The sequence below is a fragment of the Frankia sp. AgPm24 genome, from assembly GCF_023243055.1.
Lineage (GTDB): Bacteria > Actinomycetota > Actinomycetes > Frankiales > Frankiaceae > Frankia > Frankia umida.
This window is the reverse complement of record NZ_JALKFW010000189.1, coordinates 1-17,240: the sequence shown is the minus strand read 5'-3', so window position 1 is coordinate 17,240 and position 17,240 is coordinate 1. Positions and strand designations below refer to the sequence as shown.

Below are 17,240 nucleotides of genomic sequence, written 5' to 3'. Positions count from 1 at the left end.
CGACCATCGGTGATTGCACCGCGTGATGTGATCTTGGCAAAAGCGTCCTGCGGCCCGCCGTCGACCGCGCACATCGTCGAGGCCGTCTCGGTCAGCGACCACACGAAGCCCTCTGTGCTGAACGGGCTCATGAGGCTGTGCCGCTCGTGGGCTGTGCTTGTCGCATGGCTGGACGCGCTCCGTTCCGGGCTGGACGAAGGTGGGCAGGCCCGCCGCCTGAGCCGGGGGGCGTCACCGCCAGACGATAGGAGCTGGCCGCCCGGCGAGGGAGCGCGTTGGACACCGCGGCATCCTGGCGCGTGGGCTGGCGCACAGGTGCGGCCGGGGTTCTGGTAGACCTGAGCCTGTGTGTCGCGACCCGGCCACCGCGGATGACGGCACGCGATCCGTCCCGGTGCGGCCCGATCCCCTCGTGATCGACGATGCCGCCGACCCGCGGGTGGACGACTTCGTCGCGCTCACCGACGTGGCGCTGCGTCGCCGGCGGGAGCCTGCTGACGGTCTGTTCATCGCCGAAGGTGAGCGGGTGATCGGACGTGCCCTGCGGGCCGGTTACCGGCCGCGGTCCGTGCTGGTGGCACCGGCACGGCTCGCCGCGGTGCCGGCGGACCTGCCCGCGGACGTCCCGATCTACGTCGCCGGGCCGGACGTCCTCGCCGCCATCACCGGGTTCGAGGTGCACCGCGGGGCGCTCGCGTCCATGTGCCGACGTCCGCCGCGCTCACCGGCCGACCTGCTCGCCACCGCCCGGCGCGTCCTGGTCTGCGAGGACATCGTCAGCCACACCAACCTGGGTGCGATCTTCCGGTCCGCGGCCGGTCTCGGGATGGACTCGGTGCTGCTCAGCCCGCGCTGCGCCGACCCGCTCTACCGACGATCCGTACGTGTGTCGATGGGGGAGGTGTTCGCCGTCCCGTACGCCCGGCTCGACCCATGGCCCGCGGCCCTCACCGATCTGCGCACCGCCGGGTTCGACCTGCTTGCCCTTACCCCCGCCGCGGACGCCGACGACCTCGCCACCTACGCCGCGCGCCTGGCCGACCTGCCGGCTCGGGTGGCGTTGCTGCTCGGCACCGAGGGGCCGGGGCTGTCCGCGTCGGCCCAGGCGGCGGCGAGCGCCCGGGTACGGATTCCGATGGCCCACGGTGTGGACTCCCTGAACGTGGCCGCGACCGCCGCGATCGCCTGCTACCTGCTCGGCCAACGCTGAGCCACCCGCGCGCTCCGGATGGCCAGGCCGCTCCGGATGGTCAGGGCATCCTGGACGGTCAGGTGGAGCCGGAGGGTCAGGCCGCAAGCCAGGTGCAGCCGGGCAGCGGCAGGTTGCGCAGCACCCAGAAGGCGATCACCAGCACCGGGATCACCGGCAGCAGGCGGGCCGGGACGCGGGGCGGCGGGCGCCGCCAGCCGGCGGCCCGGGCGACCGCCACGAGCCAGCCGGCGCCCAGAACCGGCGCGACCACGACGAAGAAGAGATTGAAGTTCGCCGCCTCGCCGGGATGGCCGTGGAGAAGCTGGTGTGCGGCGCGCAGAGACCCGCATCCAGGGCAGTCCAGCGACGTCGCCCAGCGAAACGGGCAGACCGGATAGTGCCCCGGATGAGCCGGATCCACCAGGTACACCCGCACGGCGGCGGCGACCGCGATCACCCCGAGTGTCGTGAACCCAGCGAGCCGCGCCCGCGGCCCCCAGATCCGCGGCCCCCAGATCCGCGGCCCCCGGACCCGGGGCTGTGTCGCCCGGCCCCCCGGCGCCGTCCCCGGGTCAGGCGCGCAGCCCGCCCGGGCCGGCGGTTGTGGCTGCGGGTCGTCCATCGTGGAGGCCACGGCTGAGAGCGTAACCGGGGTGGCGGGGCGCCGGAGCGGCGGTCATTCGAGGTGCAGAGCACGCTCCTCGGCGGTTCCGGTGCGCCGGACCCGTCCGTCCCGGTCACCGGAATAGCCGTTCTCCTCGCCGTCGCCGACGTCCTCCCGGCCGGCGTCGCGACGCTCGGCCTCCAGGTAGGGATCGGGGTCGGGCACCTCGGCGGACAGCAGCCGGTCGAGGGACGCGCCGCGGCGTTCCTCCCGTGGGGTGGCCGGGAAACGCAGGTTGTCGCTGGGGCGATCAGGTGCGTCCCAGGTGTCGTCGAGGGGGTCCCGGCCGGCCTCGGTCGAACCGAGCTCGTCACTGTCCAGGATCTCCGCGGGCTCGAGCGGGTCGTCCTGGACGCTCCACTCTCCGGACTGCGCGGCTGGCTGTGTCATGGCGGCCTCCCTGGCCGGCCACCCCAGCACGAGGTCCCGGCGTCGGTGTCGGTGCGTTCGGGCCTTTCCCGGCACGCTCTGCTGCTCCACCTTCCCGTGGTCAGCCCGGTCAACCACGGGCTGCCCGCACCGCGGACGAGGCGTCCGGCTCGGTCCGTCCGGCCGGCGAAAACACCGGCCGGACGGACTGTCGAGGTGCGTCGTCGCCGGCCGCCAATTGTGGGGAATCGCTCTTGTCGTGTGTCATGATGCGGCGGTGTCGCAGCCCATGAACATAACTTCCACTACCACGGCGAAAGCCTGGATGTATCTGGCTGTGGTGGCCGGTTTCGGCCCCTATGTGGCGGGTGGAATACGTACGGAACAGGTTGTCGTCTACGGCGGTATGCTCCTTTTCCTGCCGGCGGGTGGAATGTATCGGGGGCTCTCCTCACGACACCTGCTGATGGTGGTTCTCTGGGGGTCCTTCGCCGCGTTCGTCACCCTCGACGCGATCGGTGTGACGGTTCTCGGTGACTTCGCGCCGGGTTCGCTGCTGGCCGGTATGGACAACTATCTCTATCCGGTCGCCGTGCTGCTCATGGTCGGCCGCTGGCTGGGCTGCGGCTATGACCGGACGGAGGCACTCGACCGGTTCTGTCGGGTGTTCGTCGTACTCATGGTGCTCAACGCCTGTGTGGCGATGCTCGGTCTGGTCACCGACCTGACTCCGGTACTGAGCGCCTTCTGGGGCGGGGTCGCGCTGGACGGGCAGAGCGTGGCGTTGCTGGCCCTGAACAACGGTCGGCTCTCCGGAATCTTCAACCAGCCGGTGGAGGCCGGGATCGCCTACTCCCTGGCGCTGTTCGCCGTGATCTATCTCCTCGCCCGGCCCGGGCGGGAGGACCGTCCGATGCTGCTGGCGCTGGCGGCGGTTCCCATCCTGATCGGTGGCGTGCTGAGCGTCTCGAAGATCTTTCTGTTGTGCGGGGTGCCGGTCGCCGTGTGGCAGGCGGCCCGGCTGGGCCGGCCGCTTCGCCGGGTCTTCGCCCTCGGCGGTGTGCTGATGGTGGGGGCGTTCGGGGCGTCCCACACCGGGGTGACCCACTGGAACGGCTCCTGGATGCTGCGGATGCTGGTTCCGGGCGCCGGTTCCAACGGACTTTTCGCTCAGTACACGGCCGATCGTTTCCATTCGGTGGGCGCGTCGGCGCGGGCGTGGGGATACGTCCTGGGCAGCCGACCGTGGCTTGGTTACGGCGTCAGCGGCCTCGCCGTGCCGTATGACTCCGCCTGGGCGGAGGCGGTGGTCGTCGGTGGGCTCGTCGGTGTCGCTCTGCTGGCTCTGGTGCTGGTCGTCGTGGTCCTGTCCTGGCGGCGGGTGCGTCGGGCGCGCCCACCCGCGCAGCGCCGCTTCGCCACGTCCGTCACCGTGCTGAGCGTTGTCGGGACGATCGGACTACCCATGATGACCGCCAACCGGGTCGGCCTTTTCCTGTGGGTTCTGCTCGCCCTGCTGCTGTTCGCCGATGATCCCGCCACCTCCTGCGTCCCGGCCGCGTTGGACGGGGATGACCGCGGTGGTGTCCCGGGCGGTGCGCCGGCCGGACACCGGGAGTGGGCGTCCACGCCGCACCGCCGCCAGCACGGCGACCGGTCCGGCAAGGACGTCGTTCTTGTGCCGTAGCGCCGGTGCCTCGACGAACCGCCAGCTGGCCAGCGCCACCAGCAGCGTGCCCGCGAGCGAGAGGAGCACCCATGCCGCGACCCCCAGCCGGTACAGGCCGTAGACGGCCAGCAGCTGCTGCACCGGCGCGGAGTAGATGTAGACGCCGTAGGACAGATCGGTGCTGACGCCGACCCGGTGCGGCGCGAGGGTCCGTCCTCCCGGCAGCGGCACCAGTGGCGCCCGCAGCGCCGCCCAGACGCAGGCGTAGGCCATCGGCAGGCTGGCCGCGGCATGCCCGTCCGGGAGCGCGAGCGCGCCGAGGGCCAGAGCGGCGGCCAGCGGGCCGAGCCAGACCCGGTCCGGGATGCGATCGGCGTACACGCACAGCGCCGCACCCGCCAGAAACAGCGACCCGAGCCGGACGGCCGCGGCCACGAACTCGTTGTTCAGCGCGGTCGGCAGCACCGCGGGATCGAACCAGCGCACCACCCACAGCAGCCACAGCGAACCGGCCAGCGCCCACAGCACCCAGGGCCGACGACGCAGCAGCCCGGTCGCGCCGAGCACGGCGACGCCCAGATAGCACAGCGCCTCCCAGAAAAGGCTCCACAACGACCCGTCCCACGCCACCGGACCGTTCGGCAGCGCCGTGATCGGAACGTTGTCGGGGGTGCCGGCGATGTCGTAGAAGTGCATCAGAAGCAGGCAGTTGGCGCGAAGATAGGAGAAGGGCCCGTGGACGTCGGCGGTGAAATATCCGTGCAGCGTTCCACGCGTATACAGCCAGCCCAGTGGAGCTATGACCAGGGCCGTGACGACGAGGCAGGCCCAGAATGCCGGAAGAATACGCAGAAAACGGTGCCACAGGAAGCGCCAGGACGACCTGATGCGCAGCCGGCTTCGGGTGATGAGGAAACCGCTGATCGCGAAGAAGCAGTCGACCGCGATCGCGGCCAGGTCGGTGTGGGAGTGCGCGCCCGGAGCCGGTGCGAACCCACCCGCGATCAACCCGTGCTGAAAGAAGACCAGCAGCGCGAGGACGATCCGCAGGAACCCGAAGGAGTTGCGTCGCGGGTCGAAGCTCGATCCCAGCGTGGGCCGCGGATCACAGGTGGTCATGCAGGCATCCCCTCGGCATTCGGCAGGCGGCACCTCCCGGCGAAATATAGCTCTCCGTGGTCTACCAGTCATTGAAGGTGAACAGCGATGGCGTGGGTCCGCGGACCGCCGCGCGGACGCCCGTCGCGCCGGGACGGACACCCTGCCGTCGCTGGAGACCCCGCTTGCCGCCGATCCTCAGATGGCGTATAGCGTCCGCTTTGTGGCTACTGTTGCTGACCGGATCCTCGACCAGCTTGCCCAGGTCCCCGAGGGAATGGACGACGGCCGGCTGGCCGCCGCGATCGGGGCGAACCGGGGCACGGTGAACCAGGTCTGCCGGCGACTGGTGCAGTCCGGCCAGCTCAGCCGCACCCTGGGCGACGGCGGCCGGATCGTGAACCGACTGGTCGTAGCCCCGGTGACCCCCGCGGCCACCCCCGTGCTCCCGGCCCCGACGACGGACCCGTCCGCCCCCATCGGTCCGGACGGGCTCACTGGTCCGGACGGGCTCACTGGTCCGGACGGGCCGACAGCCCCCCAGGCGGCGGCGCCCACATCCGTTGAACCAGCGGCGCCCACGTCCGCCGACCTGGACGTCGCCCCCGTCGCCCCCGAGCTCTCCGAGGCCCTGGCCCTGGCCGAGGCGCTGGAAGAAGCGGCACCTCAAGCTCCGATCCTGCCGGTTGAGCCGGTCGTGCCGGTTGAACCCCTGAACGAAGTGGCCGCACCCGACCTGCCGCAACCCGCGTCCGAGCTGTCCGAGCCGTCCGAGGCCGACCTGCCGGAACCCGCGTTCGAGCCAGCCGAGCCAGCCCAGCCGTTCGAGTCCGACCTGCTGGACACCGACGCGGCCGCATCCGAGCAACCGAAGACCACCGAACTCGACACCGTCGATGCCGATACCGACGTTGACACCGGCCCCGACGTTGACGCCGCCACCGAGGTCGATGGCCAGGTGGCGGTTCCCGCGCCGGTCGTGGCCGAGCTGGAAGCGGTCGAGTCGGCCGTGGCGGAGCTGGCCGCCGCCGCTGCGGCCAGGCCGGTCGTAGCCGCGCCGGAAGCAGCCGTAGCGCCTGTCGCCGAGCCGTCCGCAACCGAGCCTCGGGTGGCCGAGCCGTCCGTCGCCGAATCGGCCGTGGCCGAGCCGCCCGTCGCCGAATCGGCCGTGGCGAAGGCCGGGCAGGTCGTGGCGTTGCCAGCCCAGGACGCTGGGACGGGTCCCTCGCAGGACACGGTCGCCGCGATCGGGCAGGCGCTCGCAGCTCTCGACGAGGCGATGGCGAAGCTCGGCGTTCCGGCCTCCACGCCGAGGTCGCCAAAGGTCACCGATAGGTTGCCTGAAGCGACGGCGTCCCCGTCGGTGGCACCGTCCGTGATGGCGGCTGCGGGTTCGGCACCGTCGGGTGCCGCGCCAGCACGGACGACCGAGGTCGGCGGTACGGTGTCCGAGCCCGTCGACCGGACCAGAGTCACGCCCACGAATCCGGTCACCGACAGTGACGTCGGACCGGAGGACGGCGGGCCGGTGAACGTTGGATCGAACGGTGTCGGCACGATCGGCACCGGGTCGAGCAGCGCCGGGCCGAGCACCAGCAGGTCGACCGGCGGCGGGGTGAACGGCGCCTCACCGTCGGACGCCGAGCGCAGCAGCAGCGCCATCGGGAGCCAGCGCACCGTGAACAGCGACGCCGGGTACGGGGAGCCCGCGGCTCTGGACGACGGACCGGTGGGTACCGGCGCGGACGCTCCGTCCGGCCACGGCGCCCCCGCGGACAACGGGAGCGTTCCCCCGGTGCGTCGAAGCTGGTGGCGCCGGATGTTTGTCCGCAACACAGGATGATGTAACTGTGCGTAGTCTACGGTGGCATCGGCGCCGCCGTCAGGACGACGTGTCGAGGACGTCGACCCGGTTGTGCAGGTCGCGCGTCACCGATCTACCAGGGGAGATCATGTCCATGCGAGCGAAGTCGCTCGTCGCCGTCGTTGCCCTGTCGTCGTTGGCGCTCGTCGCCTGCGGCAGCCGGGCCGGCAGCTCCGGCTCCGGTACAACGGCTTCCAACGCACCGACGAGTGCGTCAAACAACACCGCATCCGATGTGGGAGTGACGCCCACGGAGATAAAGGTCGGGTCGATCGCTGGTCTGAGCAGCGGTTTCGGCCCGGACACATTCTCGGCGTCGCTGTACGGGGCGCGGGCCTACTTCAAGGCGCTCAACGCCGCAGGCGGGGTCAACGGTCGCCAGATCAACCTCATCGAATGCGACGACAAGGGCTCGGGCGACAAGAACGCCGAGTGCGCCCACAAGCTCGTTGACGACGACAAGGTCTTCGCGCTGGCAGGTGTGACCGCCTTCAGCTACGGGGGCGCGCAGTACATCAACTCCAAGGGCGTCCCGGACATCGGCGGCCAGCCCGTCGACAACTCCTACGACCAGTACCCGCACCTGTACTCGATCTACGGCAGCTCCTACCCGCGCGACGGCCAGCGTCCCGGCTACAACGGCACGTTGTACGCGGGCACCGAGATCTACCGCTGGTTCAAGGAGAAGCTGCAGGCGAAGGTCGCCGGCGTCGTGTACTACAACGTCGCCCAGTCGCAGCGGTACGCCACGTCGATCGTGAACGGCCTGGAGAAGGAGGGCTACACGGTCGTCAAGGAGGAGATCAACCTCGGCGCTCCGGCGTGGGACTCCGCGGTGCTCGACCTCAAGCGCCGCGGCGTTCAGGTGGTCTTCGACGCGATGGACGACGGTGGCAACGCCCAGCTGTGCAACTCGATCGAAAGCCAGCGGATGCCGTTGCAGGCCAAGGTCGCCACGGCCCAGGGCATGGCGAACAACATCCGTCAGATCTACAACGCGTCACCGAACTGCCGTAACGTCATCTACGGGACGAGCCAGTCCGCGAACTACTCGGACACCTCCATTCCGCAGGTCGCCCAGTACCAGAAGGACCTTCAGGCCGCGGCACCCGACCGGGTCGCCAAGGAGAACCTGTGGATGATGGAGGGTTACGCGTCGGCCCAGTGGCTGACCGATGCCATCCGCTCCTGCGGTGCGGATGTGACCCGTAAGTGCGTCGAGGCCTTCATGAACAGCGGCAAGGCCTACAACGGTGACGGCCTGCTGATCAACCGCTCGTTCACGCATGCCGCGACGCCGTCGACGCAGTCCCGTGCCTGCCTGAACGTCACCCGCTGGCAGGACTCGGCGAACGGCGGCAAGGGTGGCTGGGTCAGCCAGGTCAAGGACATGAACACCAACTGCTTCGACGTCCCGTACCTGCCGTACTCCGCCGGCTGACCGATTCCACCGCACCACCGCACCACGAGCTTCAGCGGGCCTCGTCTCCACCGGGCCTGATCACCGGGCCCCGACCGGACCCCGCGCCTCGGCGCGGTGGCAACCGGTCGGGGCCCGCTGTCGTGTGTGGCGTACCTGGCCCAGCCATGGAACGTCGACCTCAGCTGACCGAGAGCGACGGACGCCATGGCACGGACGCCATGGCGAGGACACCAACGGCCGTGGCCGCAGCGTGAGTCCATGGCCGGGCCGGACTCGGGTCGGGTCGGGTCGCGAGCCGCGGGTCGGGTCGCGAGCCGGTGGGGGGAGCCGGGCCGTGAGCCGTGCGGGGGTCAGACCGAGGCGGTGGTGGCCGTGGCGGTGTAGGTGGCGAACTCCGCGGGAGCGCCGAGGAAGGACCGTTCGCCGCGGTGCAGCACGTAGACCAGGTCGGCCATGGCCAGCGCCTGCTCGGTGTACTGGTCGGCGAGCAGCACGGTGGTGCCGGAGGCGGCGACGGTGGCCAGCCAGCCGAACAGGTCGGCGGCGATCTTGGGGGACAGGCCGAGTGAGAGCTCGTCCACCATGAGCACCGACGGGCGGGCGAGCAGGGCCCGGGCGAGGGCCAGCATCCGGCGTTCCCCACCGGACATCGAACCGGCCCGCTGGGAGAGCCGCTCCTTCAACCGGGGGAACGACTCCAACGCGGGGCTGATGTCCGGATGGCCGCTGGCCTCGGCGATGATCTGCAGGTTGTCGCGGACGGACAGGGTGGCGAACACGGCCCGCTCGTCCGGCACCAGCATCAGCCCACGCCGTGCCCGGTCGACGGTGGACATCCGGGTGATGTCCTCACCGCGCCAGGTCAGGGTGCCCGAGCGCAGCGGGATCAGCCCGGCCAGCACCCGCAGGGTGGTGGACTTGCCGGCGCCGTTGGTGCCCAGCAGCGCGGTCACCTTGCCGGCGGGCAGGGCCAGGTCGATGCCGTGCAGCACCTCGATGGTGCCGTAGCCGGCGCGGGCGCCGGAGAGTTCGAGCTCCGCGGTGACCGAGGTCATGATTTCTCCTGAGCCTGCCCGGCGGCGGCGAGCGGCGCCTGGGCGAGGTACACCGACCGCACGGTCGGGTCGTCGCGGACGGTCTGCGGGTCCCCGGAGGCGACGACCTTGCCGCCGACCATCGCGTACACCTGGTCGACGACCGAGAAGACCAGGTCGACGTCATGGTCGACGATGAGGATGCCGACACCGCGGGCGGCGGTCTGGCGCAGCAGCTGGGCGAGTTTCGCGGTCTCGGCGTTGTCCAGGCCGCTGGCCGGCTCGTCGAGCAGCAGGACGTCCGGCTGGGCGCACAGGGCCCGGGCGAACTCGACCAGCCGCAACGCGCCGGTCGGCAGCGTACCGGCGACCGTGTCCCGGATGTCGGACAGACCCAGCGACGCGAGGACCTCCTCGACGACCTGGTCCACCGGGCCCTTCGGGGAGAGCCCGGTGCGTTCGAGCAGGCCGGCCAGCGTCCGGCCGACCCGGCCGCGGCCCTGCGCGGACAGGCCCAGCAGGCCGCCGGCGTAGTCGCGGCGACGGTTCTCGGCCCCGACGAGCAGGTTGTCCGCCACGGTGAGGGTGGGGAACAGCGACGGCACCTGGAAGGTCTGCACCAGACCGCGCCGGGAACGGATGTCCGGGCGCATCCGGGAGATGTCGGTCGTGCCCAGCAGCACCTGGCCCTCGTCGGGCTGTTCAACGCCGGTGAGCAGGCTGAACAGGGTCGACTTGCCGGCGCCGTTCGGGCCGATCAGGCCCGTGATCATTCCGGGTGGGGCGACGAGGTCGACATGATCGACCGCGGTCAGGCCGCCGTAGCGGCGAACCAGGCCCACACCCTGCAGAACACCACGGCTCATCGCCGAACCCCCGTCCCAGCATCTGAACCAGCACCTGAACCGCCACCCGTACCTGTACCCGACGCCGTGCTCGGCCCCGCGACGGTGCCGGCGGCGGCGGGTGCGGAGCCCGTGGCGGCGGCCGAGCCGACGAGCGCCCCGCCCGACCCCGACCCGTTGGTCGACCCGGAGACGCGGGTGGCCTGGTCGGCCTGGGCGGCGTACCGCGCCACGGCGGCCACCAGGGCGGCGCCGAACGGGGTCGGCGCCGGTGCGCCGGCGAGCGGCCCGAGGGCCCCTTCGGACAGGGGCCAGCGCGTGACATGGCCTGATCGGGCCGCGCCGAGCGTCGCCCCGATGCCGGGCAGTCCGGTGTTGCCCACGATGCCGGCGGTCGCCGGCAGATGGCCGACAGCCGAGATGCGCACCGGCACCGGCCGGGGGGCACGCTGGTTGGGGTCGACGAAGCTGTCGGCGAGGTACTGGGCGAGCAGCCGCAGCACACCGCGCACCGCGGAGGCCAGACCCCCCGGCATCCAGCCCAGTGCCAGCGCCAGGATGCCGATGGCCAGCGTCGAGCTGCCGGCGGGGGCGAGCACGTCGATCGTGACGATGAACGCGGCGGCGACGATCGCGCCGATGGCGCTGTCGGCGCCGAACACCACCACCGCGGTGAACCACAGCAGGCTCTGCAGCGGCGCGAAGTCGTCGGCGGCGAACGAGTAGCTGGAGTGCACCAGCAGTGCCCCGCCCAGCCCCGCGACCACCGAGGAGACGGTGAACGCGAGCAGCTTGAGGTTGCGGACGTCGACGCCGACCGCGGCCGCACCGCTGGAGTGGTCACGCACCGCGAGCAGCGCCCGGCCGAGCCGGCCGTGGTGCAGGTTGCGCACCACCAGCAGGCCAAGCCCGAGGCTCAGCAGTTCGAGGATGTAGAAGGCCTTGTCCGACAGGGCGTGCCCGAACACGGTCAGCGGGTCGATGTACAGGCCGCTGGCGAACGTCGGCTGCTCGAAGACGAACCGGCTGACCACCGCGCCGACCGCGAACGTGGTCAGCGCGAGGGTCAGCCCGCGGCGGCGGATCGCCGGATAGCCGGTGATCAGGCCGACCGGGGCGACCAGCAGCGCGCCGACGAGCATCGCCCAGATACCCGGCAACGCCGGCAGGCCGAACAGCTCGCCGTTGGCGAGCTTGAGCGACAGCAGCGCGCCCAGCCCGGCGAAACCGGCGACGCCGAGCGAGATCTGCCCGCTGTACCCGGTGACGATCACCATCGACAGGAAGATCAGCGCCAGGGCCGGCACCTGGAACGCCGAGCGCAGGTCCGAAGGCGCGAACGTCAGGGGGGCGAGCAGCAGCGCGAAACCACCGAGCTTGCCGAGGTAGTCGCGGCGGTACCGCGCCTCACCGACCCGCCCGGACGGCGGCGCGCCCCGGCTGGAGAAGCTCGAGGTCGCCCCCGAGTCACCACCACCGAGCTCCCGCAGTTTCGGCACGGCCAGCAGCAGGATCAGCAGCGCGACGATGAACAGGTTCGACTGCAGGACGGTCAGGATCTGCCCGGCGTCGCCGTCCAGGGTGAACTGGCGCAGCTCGCTCTGCAGGATCGAGATGCCCAGCGCCGTGAGCACCGCGACCGGCATGCTCGAGAGCCGGGCCGCGACGACGACCGCGAAGGTCTCCAGCACCAGCAGTGTGAGGCCGTAGGGGTTGAGCTGGAAGCGGGGTGCCAGCAGCACACCGGTCAGGCCGGCGAGCGTGGTGCCGGCGGCCCAGCCCGCGGCGGCCACCCGGTCGGCGGGAACGCCGGAGAGCTCGGCGAGCTGCCGGTCGTCGACGACGGCGCGGATCTGGCGGCCGAACGAGGTGCGCGCGCTGATCAGGCCGAGCACGATCGCGAACACCACGACCATGGCCAGTTCGGCGAGGGCGTCGACGCCGATGCGGGTCTGACCGAACAGCCGCACCGAATCCGCCGGGAAGATGCTCGGTGCGTCGCTTCGCGAACCCAGCCCCCACAGCCCGGCGGTGATGCCGAGGATCAGCACCAGCACGCCGAGGCTCGCGACCAGCGATTCGGCGGCTGAGGCGCGCCGACGAGCCAGCGGCCGAAAGACCAGCCGTTCCAGCAGCAGGCCGATGCCCGGAGACAGCACCCCCAGGGCGAGGACGGCGGCCAGCCAGATCGGCAGGCCCCACTCGACGACCATCTCCCGAAAGACATAGGCGACCAGCGTGGCGATCCCGCCCTGGGCGAGGTTGAGGACGCCGTTCGTGCGGTAGGTCACCAGCAGGCCGATGCCGGACAGCGCGGCGATCGCGCCCAGGGAGATGCCGGCTAGCCCCAGGTCGATGCTGGTCACCGGTTAGCCGTGCCGGGCGGGTGCGGTGCCGGGTGCGCTGGCGTAGGCGTTCTGCTGCGGGTAGGCCTCCGCCCCGGGCTGGGCGGTGCCGCCCTCGGCCTCGAGGCCGGTGGTGGCCGCGGCGATGATCAGCGAGTGCAGGTCGTCCACCTGGGCGGAGGCGCGAGCCTGCGCGGCCTGGGTGGCCTCGACCCGGTCGGCGACCAGCAGCGCACTGCCGATGAGCACCAGGGCCAGGCCGCCGAAGCCGCCCGAGACCACGTACGGCAGCTGCATGGCGACATCCGTCTGCTTGGAGACACCGAGGTAGCAGCCCAGGAGAAGCACACCGCCGGCCGCTGCCACCACCCATCCCCGCAGCGCACGGACCACATCAACCACCAGGCGGGTGGTAGGCCGCGCCTTGCCGGGCCCAGCGGTCTGCTCGTCCACTTTCGTCTCCCCCAAGGAGCGTTTCGTCGTCGGTCGTGCGGACGTCCCCCGCTGGCGCCCGTCCCGGTTGAGGAGCCGGGTCTCGACAGACGTCAGATTAGTGCGCCCAGCTGCACAGGCATGCCGTCGGGTGGCCCGTGGCCGGACCCGTCGAGCTCCGGTGGCACGGGAAGCTTCGTCGCGTTCGGTTTCAGAGGATAGGTCAACCGTCGCGACGAGCCGGACGCTATGTCCGCTCGCGGACAGTCTGCGGCGCAACCGCCGTGATGTCGACCCAGTCGACCCGGGAGGCCGCTGATGCCCTGGTCGGATGGTCGGGTCAGGCCGGAGGGTACCGGCCCGGTCAGCCGGGGCGGCGGGTCTGGGCGGGGATGTGGGTCGCGGAGTCGAGAACGTCACACAGCTGCGCGGCCGCGGCCTGGCCGACGTCGGCGCAGCGGTCCACCCAGACCTGACGATGTTCACCGGCGTGCCGGTCCTCGACCTCCAGGGGTCCCAGGACGCCGCCCATCGCCGCCTGCAGATGGGCCCACTCGTGCGCGGCCGACCAGCTCGTGAAGGAACCGAGGTGCTCGCCGTCGTAGTCGTAGACATGGCAGGGCCGTGGGCCTGCCGGTAGGTCCGCCCTCATCACAGCCAGCCCTTCGGGGTCGGGGAAGCCATTCATGATCATAGGGTGGGGCGGGCGGGTTGATCAGGTGATGATCGGCACGTTGCGCTGCCGAGGCGGCACGCCGGTGCTACCGGCGGCCCGGCCGTGGTGCCACGCGTCGGCGACGATCCGTTCAATGCTGGAACACGGTGAGTTCCAACCAAGCTCCGCGCGGATGCGCCGGCTGTCCCCGATGAGCGCCTGCGGTTCGGCGACCGGTGGGCAGTGCACCCGGCGGACCGGACGTCCACTGGCCCGGCCGACGGCGGCCAGCACGTCGATGACGCTCACCCCCACCCCGCTGCCCACGTTGTAGGTCGCGCAGCGTCCGGGCGCGGCCATCGTGAGCGCGGTGAGGTAGGCGGCGGCCATGTCCCCGACGTGCACGTACTCACGTAGCGCCCGGCCGTCCCCGTTGACCCGGAAGACGTCGCGCCGGCCGCTGGCGACCGCGACCGCCGCGGGGATGATGCGGCTGTCATCGGAGTCGAAATGCCCCAGTGCCGCCCCGGCCACGTTGAACGACCGCAGGATCACCCCGCCCAGCAGCCCCGTGCCGGCCTGGTGGCCCAGCAGCCGTTCGGCGGCGAGCTTGGACGCCCCATAGGGGTTGGACGGGTCGGGCCGGCGGCTTTCCGGCACACCGGTGAGGTCCATGTCGCCGTAGACGGCACAGCTGGAACCGAACACGAACGCGGGTGCCACGCCGGTCCGCTCGGTACCGGCCTCCAGCGCCGTGAGCAGGTTGGCGGTGCCGGTGAGATTGGCCTGGAAGTACCGCAGGGGCGCGGTGCGGGACTCCCGGACCCGGGTCAGCGCGGCCAGATGGCACACCCCGTCGAAGCCGCGGGTGACGCCGGCCCTGGCCAGGGTCGCCGGCTGCAGCAGATCCGCGACGATGACCTCGACCCCCGGCGCGAAGGTGGGGGCCGCGGCCGGGTCGCGGACCATCGCCGTCACCGTGTGGCCCGCGGCGGCCAGGGCGTCCGTGACCACCGCACCGATGAAGCCGGACGCGCCGGTGACGAGTACGCGCATGGTGCGGATCAGCCCGTCCCGGCTCAGGCGCCGGCCCGCACCCGAAGGCCGGGCAGCAGGGTCTCCCGGTGGCGCCAGGCGAGTTCGAGACAGGCCGCCGCGGACGGGGCGATCGGCTCGGTGTCGACCAGGCGCCGCAGTGCCGCATGGGTGAACGGGATGCCCTCGGTCACCGCCCGGTTGGGGCCCGCGGTGACGACGGATCCCTCCGTGTTGCTCTGCACCATTCCACCGAAGAGCTTGTCGAAGGCGTCCGCGTCGATGACCACGACGGTGAGTATCTCGCCGAACAAGGTCAACGCATCGAGGCCGAGGCCGAAGTACGACACGCGCATCGTCCCGGCCCGCCGGGCCTGCTCGAACGAGCGGAACGGTTCGTCCGTCTCGTAGGTGATCGGGCGGGACGAGCTGCCGTCGTGCTCGGGGTTGCCGAGCAGCTCCTCGCTGAGTTCACGCATGATGTTGTGCCACAGGTCGAAGTCGGCCTGATGGTGCACGGCGGTGATCCCGGACGGCTGGAACACCCCGGCGGGGATCACGTGATAGACCCCACCGGCGGTGGCCACCGAGCCGGCGCTGCGCCGATGCAGGAAGAAGCTGGCCTGCCCGCCCCGGTCATGGCGGATCGTCAGCGTGTTGATGGACGGCAGCGCCACCCGACGGGCGAAGTCGAACGGGCTGCCGATCCGGGCCCGGAACGGCAGCGCCGGCCACGACAGACCGGAACCCGCCATCGCCGCGGCCGCCTCGTGGGCCACCGTCTCGCACACGTCCACCGCGTCGAAGTAGGTGGTGTGGCCGAAACCGAGGGTGGGGCGGTTGGTCGCGCTCGTCGGCGCGGTGCCGTCCCCGCTGACGTCGACCAGCCGGAAGCTCAGCCGGTTCTCGAACAGGGTCGGCCGGTCCAGATCCCGCATCGCCCGGGTGTAGCGCTGGTAGCGGGTCTGCGCGTTCGCGCCGCCGAGCAGCGGACGGCTGCCGGCGGTCTCCGGCTCGTCGCCCTTGATCAGTGGCGGTTCGACGTCGTCGCGCCAGTGCAGCTGGACGTCGTCGATGTCGACCGGCCGGTCCCACACCCAGCCCGGCCGGGACAGCAGCCCGCTGCCGAGCCGGTCGGTCTCCGGATAGAGCCGCACGGCCGCGCGGGCCAGGCTGATCCGGTGGTGGTTGAGGTGGTCACGGGTCAGCCGCCAGGCCCGCTGGCTCGCGGCGATCTGCTCGGCGGCGGCGCTGCGGGGGACGGCCTCGCGGCGCCGGTCGTTCATCGCCCCGGGGGCCAGACCCACGTCCTCGGGGGACAGCGACAGGTTCCGGGCGATGTGACGCAGCGTCGAGATGTCGTGGATCGCCCGCCGACCGCTCTCGACCTTGGAGACGTACGACTGGTCGAAACCGAGTCGATCGGCCAACTGCTGTTGGGTCAGCCCGTGGGCCTGTCGATAGGCCCTCAGGAGCTGGCCGACACCGACGCTGGCCGGAGTGGCCCGCGGCGGAGTCCAGAGCCAGGTGTGACCAGTCACCTGCAGTCCTCTCGTCCGACAAACGTGTTACGCGAAGTGAGCATAACGAGTCGGGCATCTGCGAGCGCAGTGACATAAATCGACCACTCCCCTTCGGGGCGGTCTGGTGGCGTCCCGTGACCCCGCCGGATGGGTCTCATCCGTTTGACAGGCCGTCGTGAAGATCCCAGATGATCACAACAACGATCGCCACCAGTATCCAGCGCAGGAAGCGCACCCGACCCCAGAAGTCACCCGCAATCCCACGTCCCGCCCGCGCGCCGAACACCAGCAGCGCAAGGAGTGCGCCGCCGACCACGACAAGGAAGATGCCCGCATTGCTGTGGTCCACAGTGAAGACCATCGCATAGTGGCCCGCCGCGCTCTTACCGTCCCCGGTAATCCATCCGCTGCCTCCGTTCTTCTCATGCGCCTGGTTGTCGATGTGGGCGATGTGTGCCGTGTGGTGTCGACCCGGTGGGCGCGGGGCCGGCTGCCTGGTGGGCGACCGGCCGACGGCCACCCCGGCGGCCCGCCCGGCCGTCACCGCGCGCCGCGCGGTGACCGCTCGGCGCGCATCTGACGGGCATCGTCCCTACCCTGTTCGGGTGTCCACGGCACTTATGACCGATCGCTACGAGCTGACCATGCTGCGGGCCGCTCTGCAGTCCGGCGCGGCCCACCGCCATGTGGTCTTCGAGGTCTTCACTCGCGCGTTGCCGCCTGGCCGCCGCTTCGGTGTGCTCGCCGGCACCGGACGGCTGCTCGAGGCCCTGGCCGACTTCCACTTCGGACCGGCCGAACTCGACGTCCTGCGGGCCGACGGGGTCGTCGACGAGGCCACGGCGGCGTGGCTGGCCGACTACCGCTTCCACGGCGACATCCACGCGTTCGCCGAGGGCGAGCCGTTCTTCGCCGGCACCCCCGTCCTCGTCGTCGAGGGCACCTTCGGGGAGGCGGTCCTGCTGGAGACGCTGGTGCTCTCGATCCTCAACCACGACAGCGCCATCGCCGCCGCGGCCGCCCGGATGGTCGCGGGCCCCGCGCGGCCGCCCCCCCGGGGGATTGGGTTGCGGGCGCCCCCCCACCCCGCCG

The 17,240-nt window shown here is 71.4% G+C and carries 15 protein-coding genes and 1 pseudogene; 4 read left to right on the top strand and 12 right to left on the bottom strand.

Annotation, left to right across the window (positions count from 1 at the left end; translation table 11 throughout):
* Positions 1 to 394 precede the first annotated feature (394 nt).
* Complete coding sequence (locus tag MXD61_RS14785) at positions 395 to 1,210, top strand: RNA methyltransferase (protein ID WP_248813719.1); 816 nt, start codon at positions 395 to 397, stop codon at positions 1,208 to 1,210.
* Between the two features lie 76 nt (positions 1,211 to 1,286).
* Here the strand turns inward: MXD61_RS14785 and MXD61_RS14780 are convergent, their stop codons facing one another.
* From MXD61_RS14780 to MXD61_RS14770, 3 genes are all read right to left on the bottom strand, one after another.
* Positions 1,287 to 1,826, bottom strand: a complete 540-nt coding sequence (locus tag MXD61_RS14780; RefSeq protein ID WP_248813718.1) for a DUF2752 domain-containing protein — start codon at positions 1,824 to 1,826, stop codon at positions 1,287 to 1,289.
* Between the two features lie 42 nt (positions 1,827 to 1,868).
* Positions 1,869 to 2,246, bottom strand: coding sequence for a hypothetical protein (locus MXD61_RS14775; RefSeq protein WP_248813717.1), 378 nt, complete (start codon positions 2,244 to 2,246; stop codon positions 1,869 to 1,871).
* Positions 2,247 to 3,684: 1,438 nt separating this feature from the next.
* Entirely contained in the window at positions 3,685 to 5,013 is a 1,329-nt protein-coding gene (locus tag MXD61_RS14770; RefSeq protein WP_248813716.1) for an acyltransferase, read from the bottom strand.
* 202 nt (positions 5,014 to 5,215) lie between these two features.
* On the opposite strand from MXD61_RS14770, the gene MXD61_RS14765 reads away from it, so the two are divergent.
* Positions 5,216 to 6,835 (top strand): hypothetical protein, encoded by a 1,620-nt coding sequence (locus tag MXD61_RS14765; protein ID WP_248813714.1) that lies wholly within the window; start codon positions 5,216 to 5,218, stop codon positions 6,833 to 6,835.
* A 39-nt stretch (positions 6,836 to 6,874) separates the two neighbouring features.
* Here the strand turns inward: MXD61_RS14765 and MXD61_RS14760 are convergent, their stop codons facing one another.
* Positions 6,875 to 7,078, bottom strand: coding sequence for a hypothetical protein (locus MXD61_RS14760; protein WP_248813712.1), 204 nt, complete (start codon positions 7,076 to 7,078; stop codon positions 6,875 to 6,877).
* Between the two features lie 19 nt (positions 7,079 to 7,097).
* Between MXD61_RS14760 and MXD61_RS14755 the strand changes: the two genes are divergently transcribed.
* On the top strand, positions 7,098 to 8,297 hold the full coding sequence (locus tag MXD61_RS14755) for an ABC transporter substrate-binding protein (protein WP_248813710.1): 1,200 nt from the start codon (positions 7,098 to 7,100) through the stop codon (positions 8,295 to 8,297).
* Positions 8,298 to 8,629: 332 nt separating this feature from the next.
* On the opposite strand, the gene MXD61_RS14750 is transcribed toward MXD61_RS14755, so the two are convergent.
* The 8 genes from MXD61_RS14750 to MXD61_RS14715 all read right to left on the bottom strand — a co-directional run bounded on the left by MXD61_RS14750 (position 8,630) and on the right by MXD61_RS14715 (position 16,497).
* On the bottom strand, positions 8,630 to 9,334 hold the full coding sequence (locus MXD61_RS14750; RefSeq protein WP_248813708.1) for an ABC transporter ATP-binding protein: 705 nt from the start codon (positions 9,332 to 9,334) through the stop codon (positions 8,630 to 8,632).
* Positions 9,331 to 10,179, bottom strand: coding sequence for an ABC transporter ATP-binding protein (locus MXD61_RS14745; protein WP_248813705.1), 849 nt, complete (start codon positions 10,177 to 10,179; stop codon positions 9,331 to 9,333). Before MXD61_RS14745 ends, MXD61_RS14750 begins: the two co-directional genes overlap by 4 nt.
* Positions 10,176 to 12,524, bottom strand: coding sequence for an ABC transporter permease (locus MXD61_RS14740; protein WP_248813702.1), 2,349 nt, complete (start codon positions 12,522 to 12,524; stop codon positions 10,176 to 10,178). The genes MXD61_RS14745 and MXD61_RS14740 overlap by 4 nt, the downstream gene beginning before the upstream one ends.
* Positions 12,525 to 12,527: 3 nt before the next feature.
* On the bottom strand, positions 12,528 to 12,956 hold the full coding sequence (locus MXD61_RS14735) for a transporter (RefSeq protein ID WP_248813756.1): 429 nt from the start codon (positions 12,954 to 12,956) through the stop codon (positions 12,528 to 12,530).
* Positions 12,957 to 13,299: 343 nt separating this feature from the next.
* A complete protein-coding gene (locus tag MXD61_RS14730; RefSeq protein WP_248813753.1) occupies positions 13,300 to 13,587 on the bottom strand; it encodes a hypothetical protein in 288 nt (95 codons plus the stop codon).
* A 63-nt stretch (positions 13,588 to 13,650) separates the two neighbouring features.
* Positions 13,651 to 14,646 carry an NAD-dependent epimerase/dehydratase family protein gene (locus tag MXD61_RS14725; protein ID WP_248813700.1) on the bottom strand — a complete coding sequence of 332 codons (996 nt, stop codon included), beginning with the start codon at positions 14,644 to 14,646 and terminating at the stop codon, positions 13,651 to 13,653.
* A gap of 23 nt (positions 14,647 to 14,669) precedes the next feature.
* Positions 14,670 to 16,166, bottom strand: coding sequence for a helix-turn-helix domain-containing protein (locus MXD61_RS14720; protein ID WP_163547287.1), 1,497 nt, complete (start codon positions 16,164 to 16,166; stop codon positions 14,670 to 14,672).
* 136 nt (positions 16,167 to 16,302) lie between these two features.
* Complete coding sequence (locus MXD61_RS14715) at positions 16,303 to 16,497, bottom strand: hypothetical protein (protein WP_248813698.1); 195 nt, start codon at positions 16,495 to 16,497, stop codon at positions 16,303 to 16,305.
* A 271-nt stretch (positions 16,498 to 16,768) separates the two neighbouring features.
* Here MXD61_RS14715 and MXD61_RS14710 point away from each other — a divergent pair.
* Positions 16,769 to 17,240, top strand: a pseudogene (locus MXD61_RS14710) (nicotinate phosphoribosyltransferase); the annotation flags it as partial.

Excerpts from the sequence above, each read along its gene's own strand:
- MXD61_RS14775 (WP_248813717.1), bottom strand. The coding sequence starts at position 2,246 with ATGACACAGCCAGCCGCGCAGTCCGGAGAGTGGAGCGTCCAGGACGAC.
- MXD61_RS14730 (WP_248813753.1), bottom strand. The coding sequence starts at position 13,587 with ATGAGGGCGGACCTACCGGCAGGCCCACGGCCCTGCCATGTCTACGAC.
- MXD61_RS14745 (WP_248813705.1), bottom strand. The coding sequence starts at position 10,179 with ATGAGCCGTGGTGTTCTGCAGGGTGTGGGCCTGGTTCGCCGCTACGGC.
- MXD61_RS14725 (WP_248813700.1), bottom strand. The coding sequence starts at position 14,646 with ATGCGCGTACTCGTCACCGGCGCGTCCGGCTTCATCGGTGCGGTGGTC.
- MXD61_RS14750 (WP_248813708.1), bottom strand. The coding sequence starts at position 9,334 with ATGACCTCGGTCACCGCGGAGCTCGAACTCTCCGGCGCCCGCGCCGGC.
- MXD61_RS14770 (WP_248813716.1), bottom strand. The coding sequence starts at position 5,013 with ATGACCACCTGTGATCCGCGGCCCACGCTGGGATCGAGCTTCGACCCG.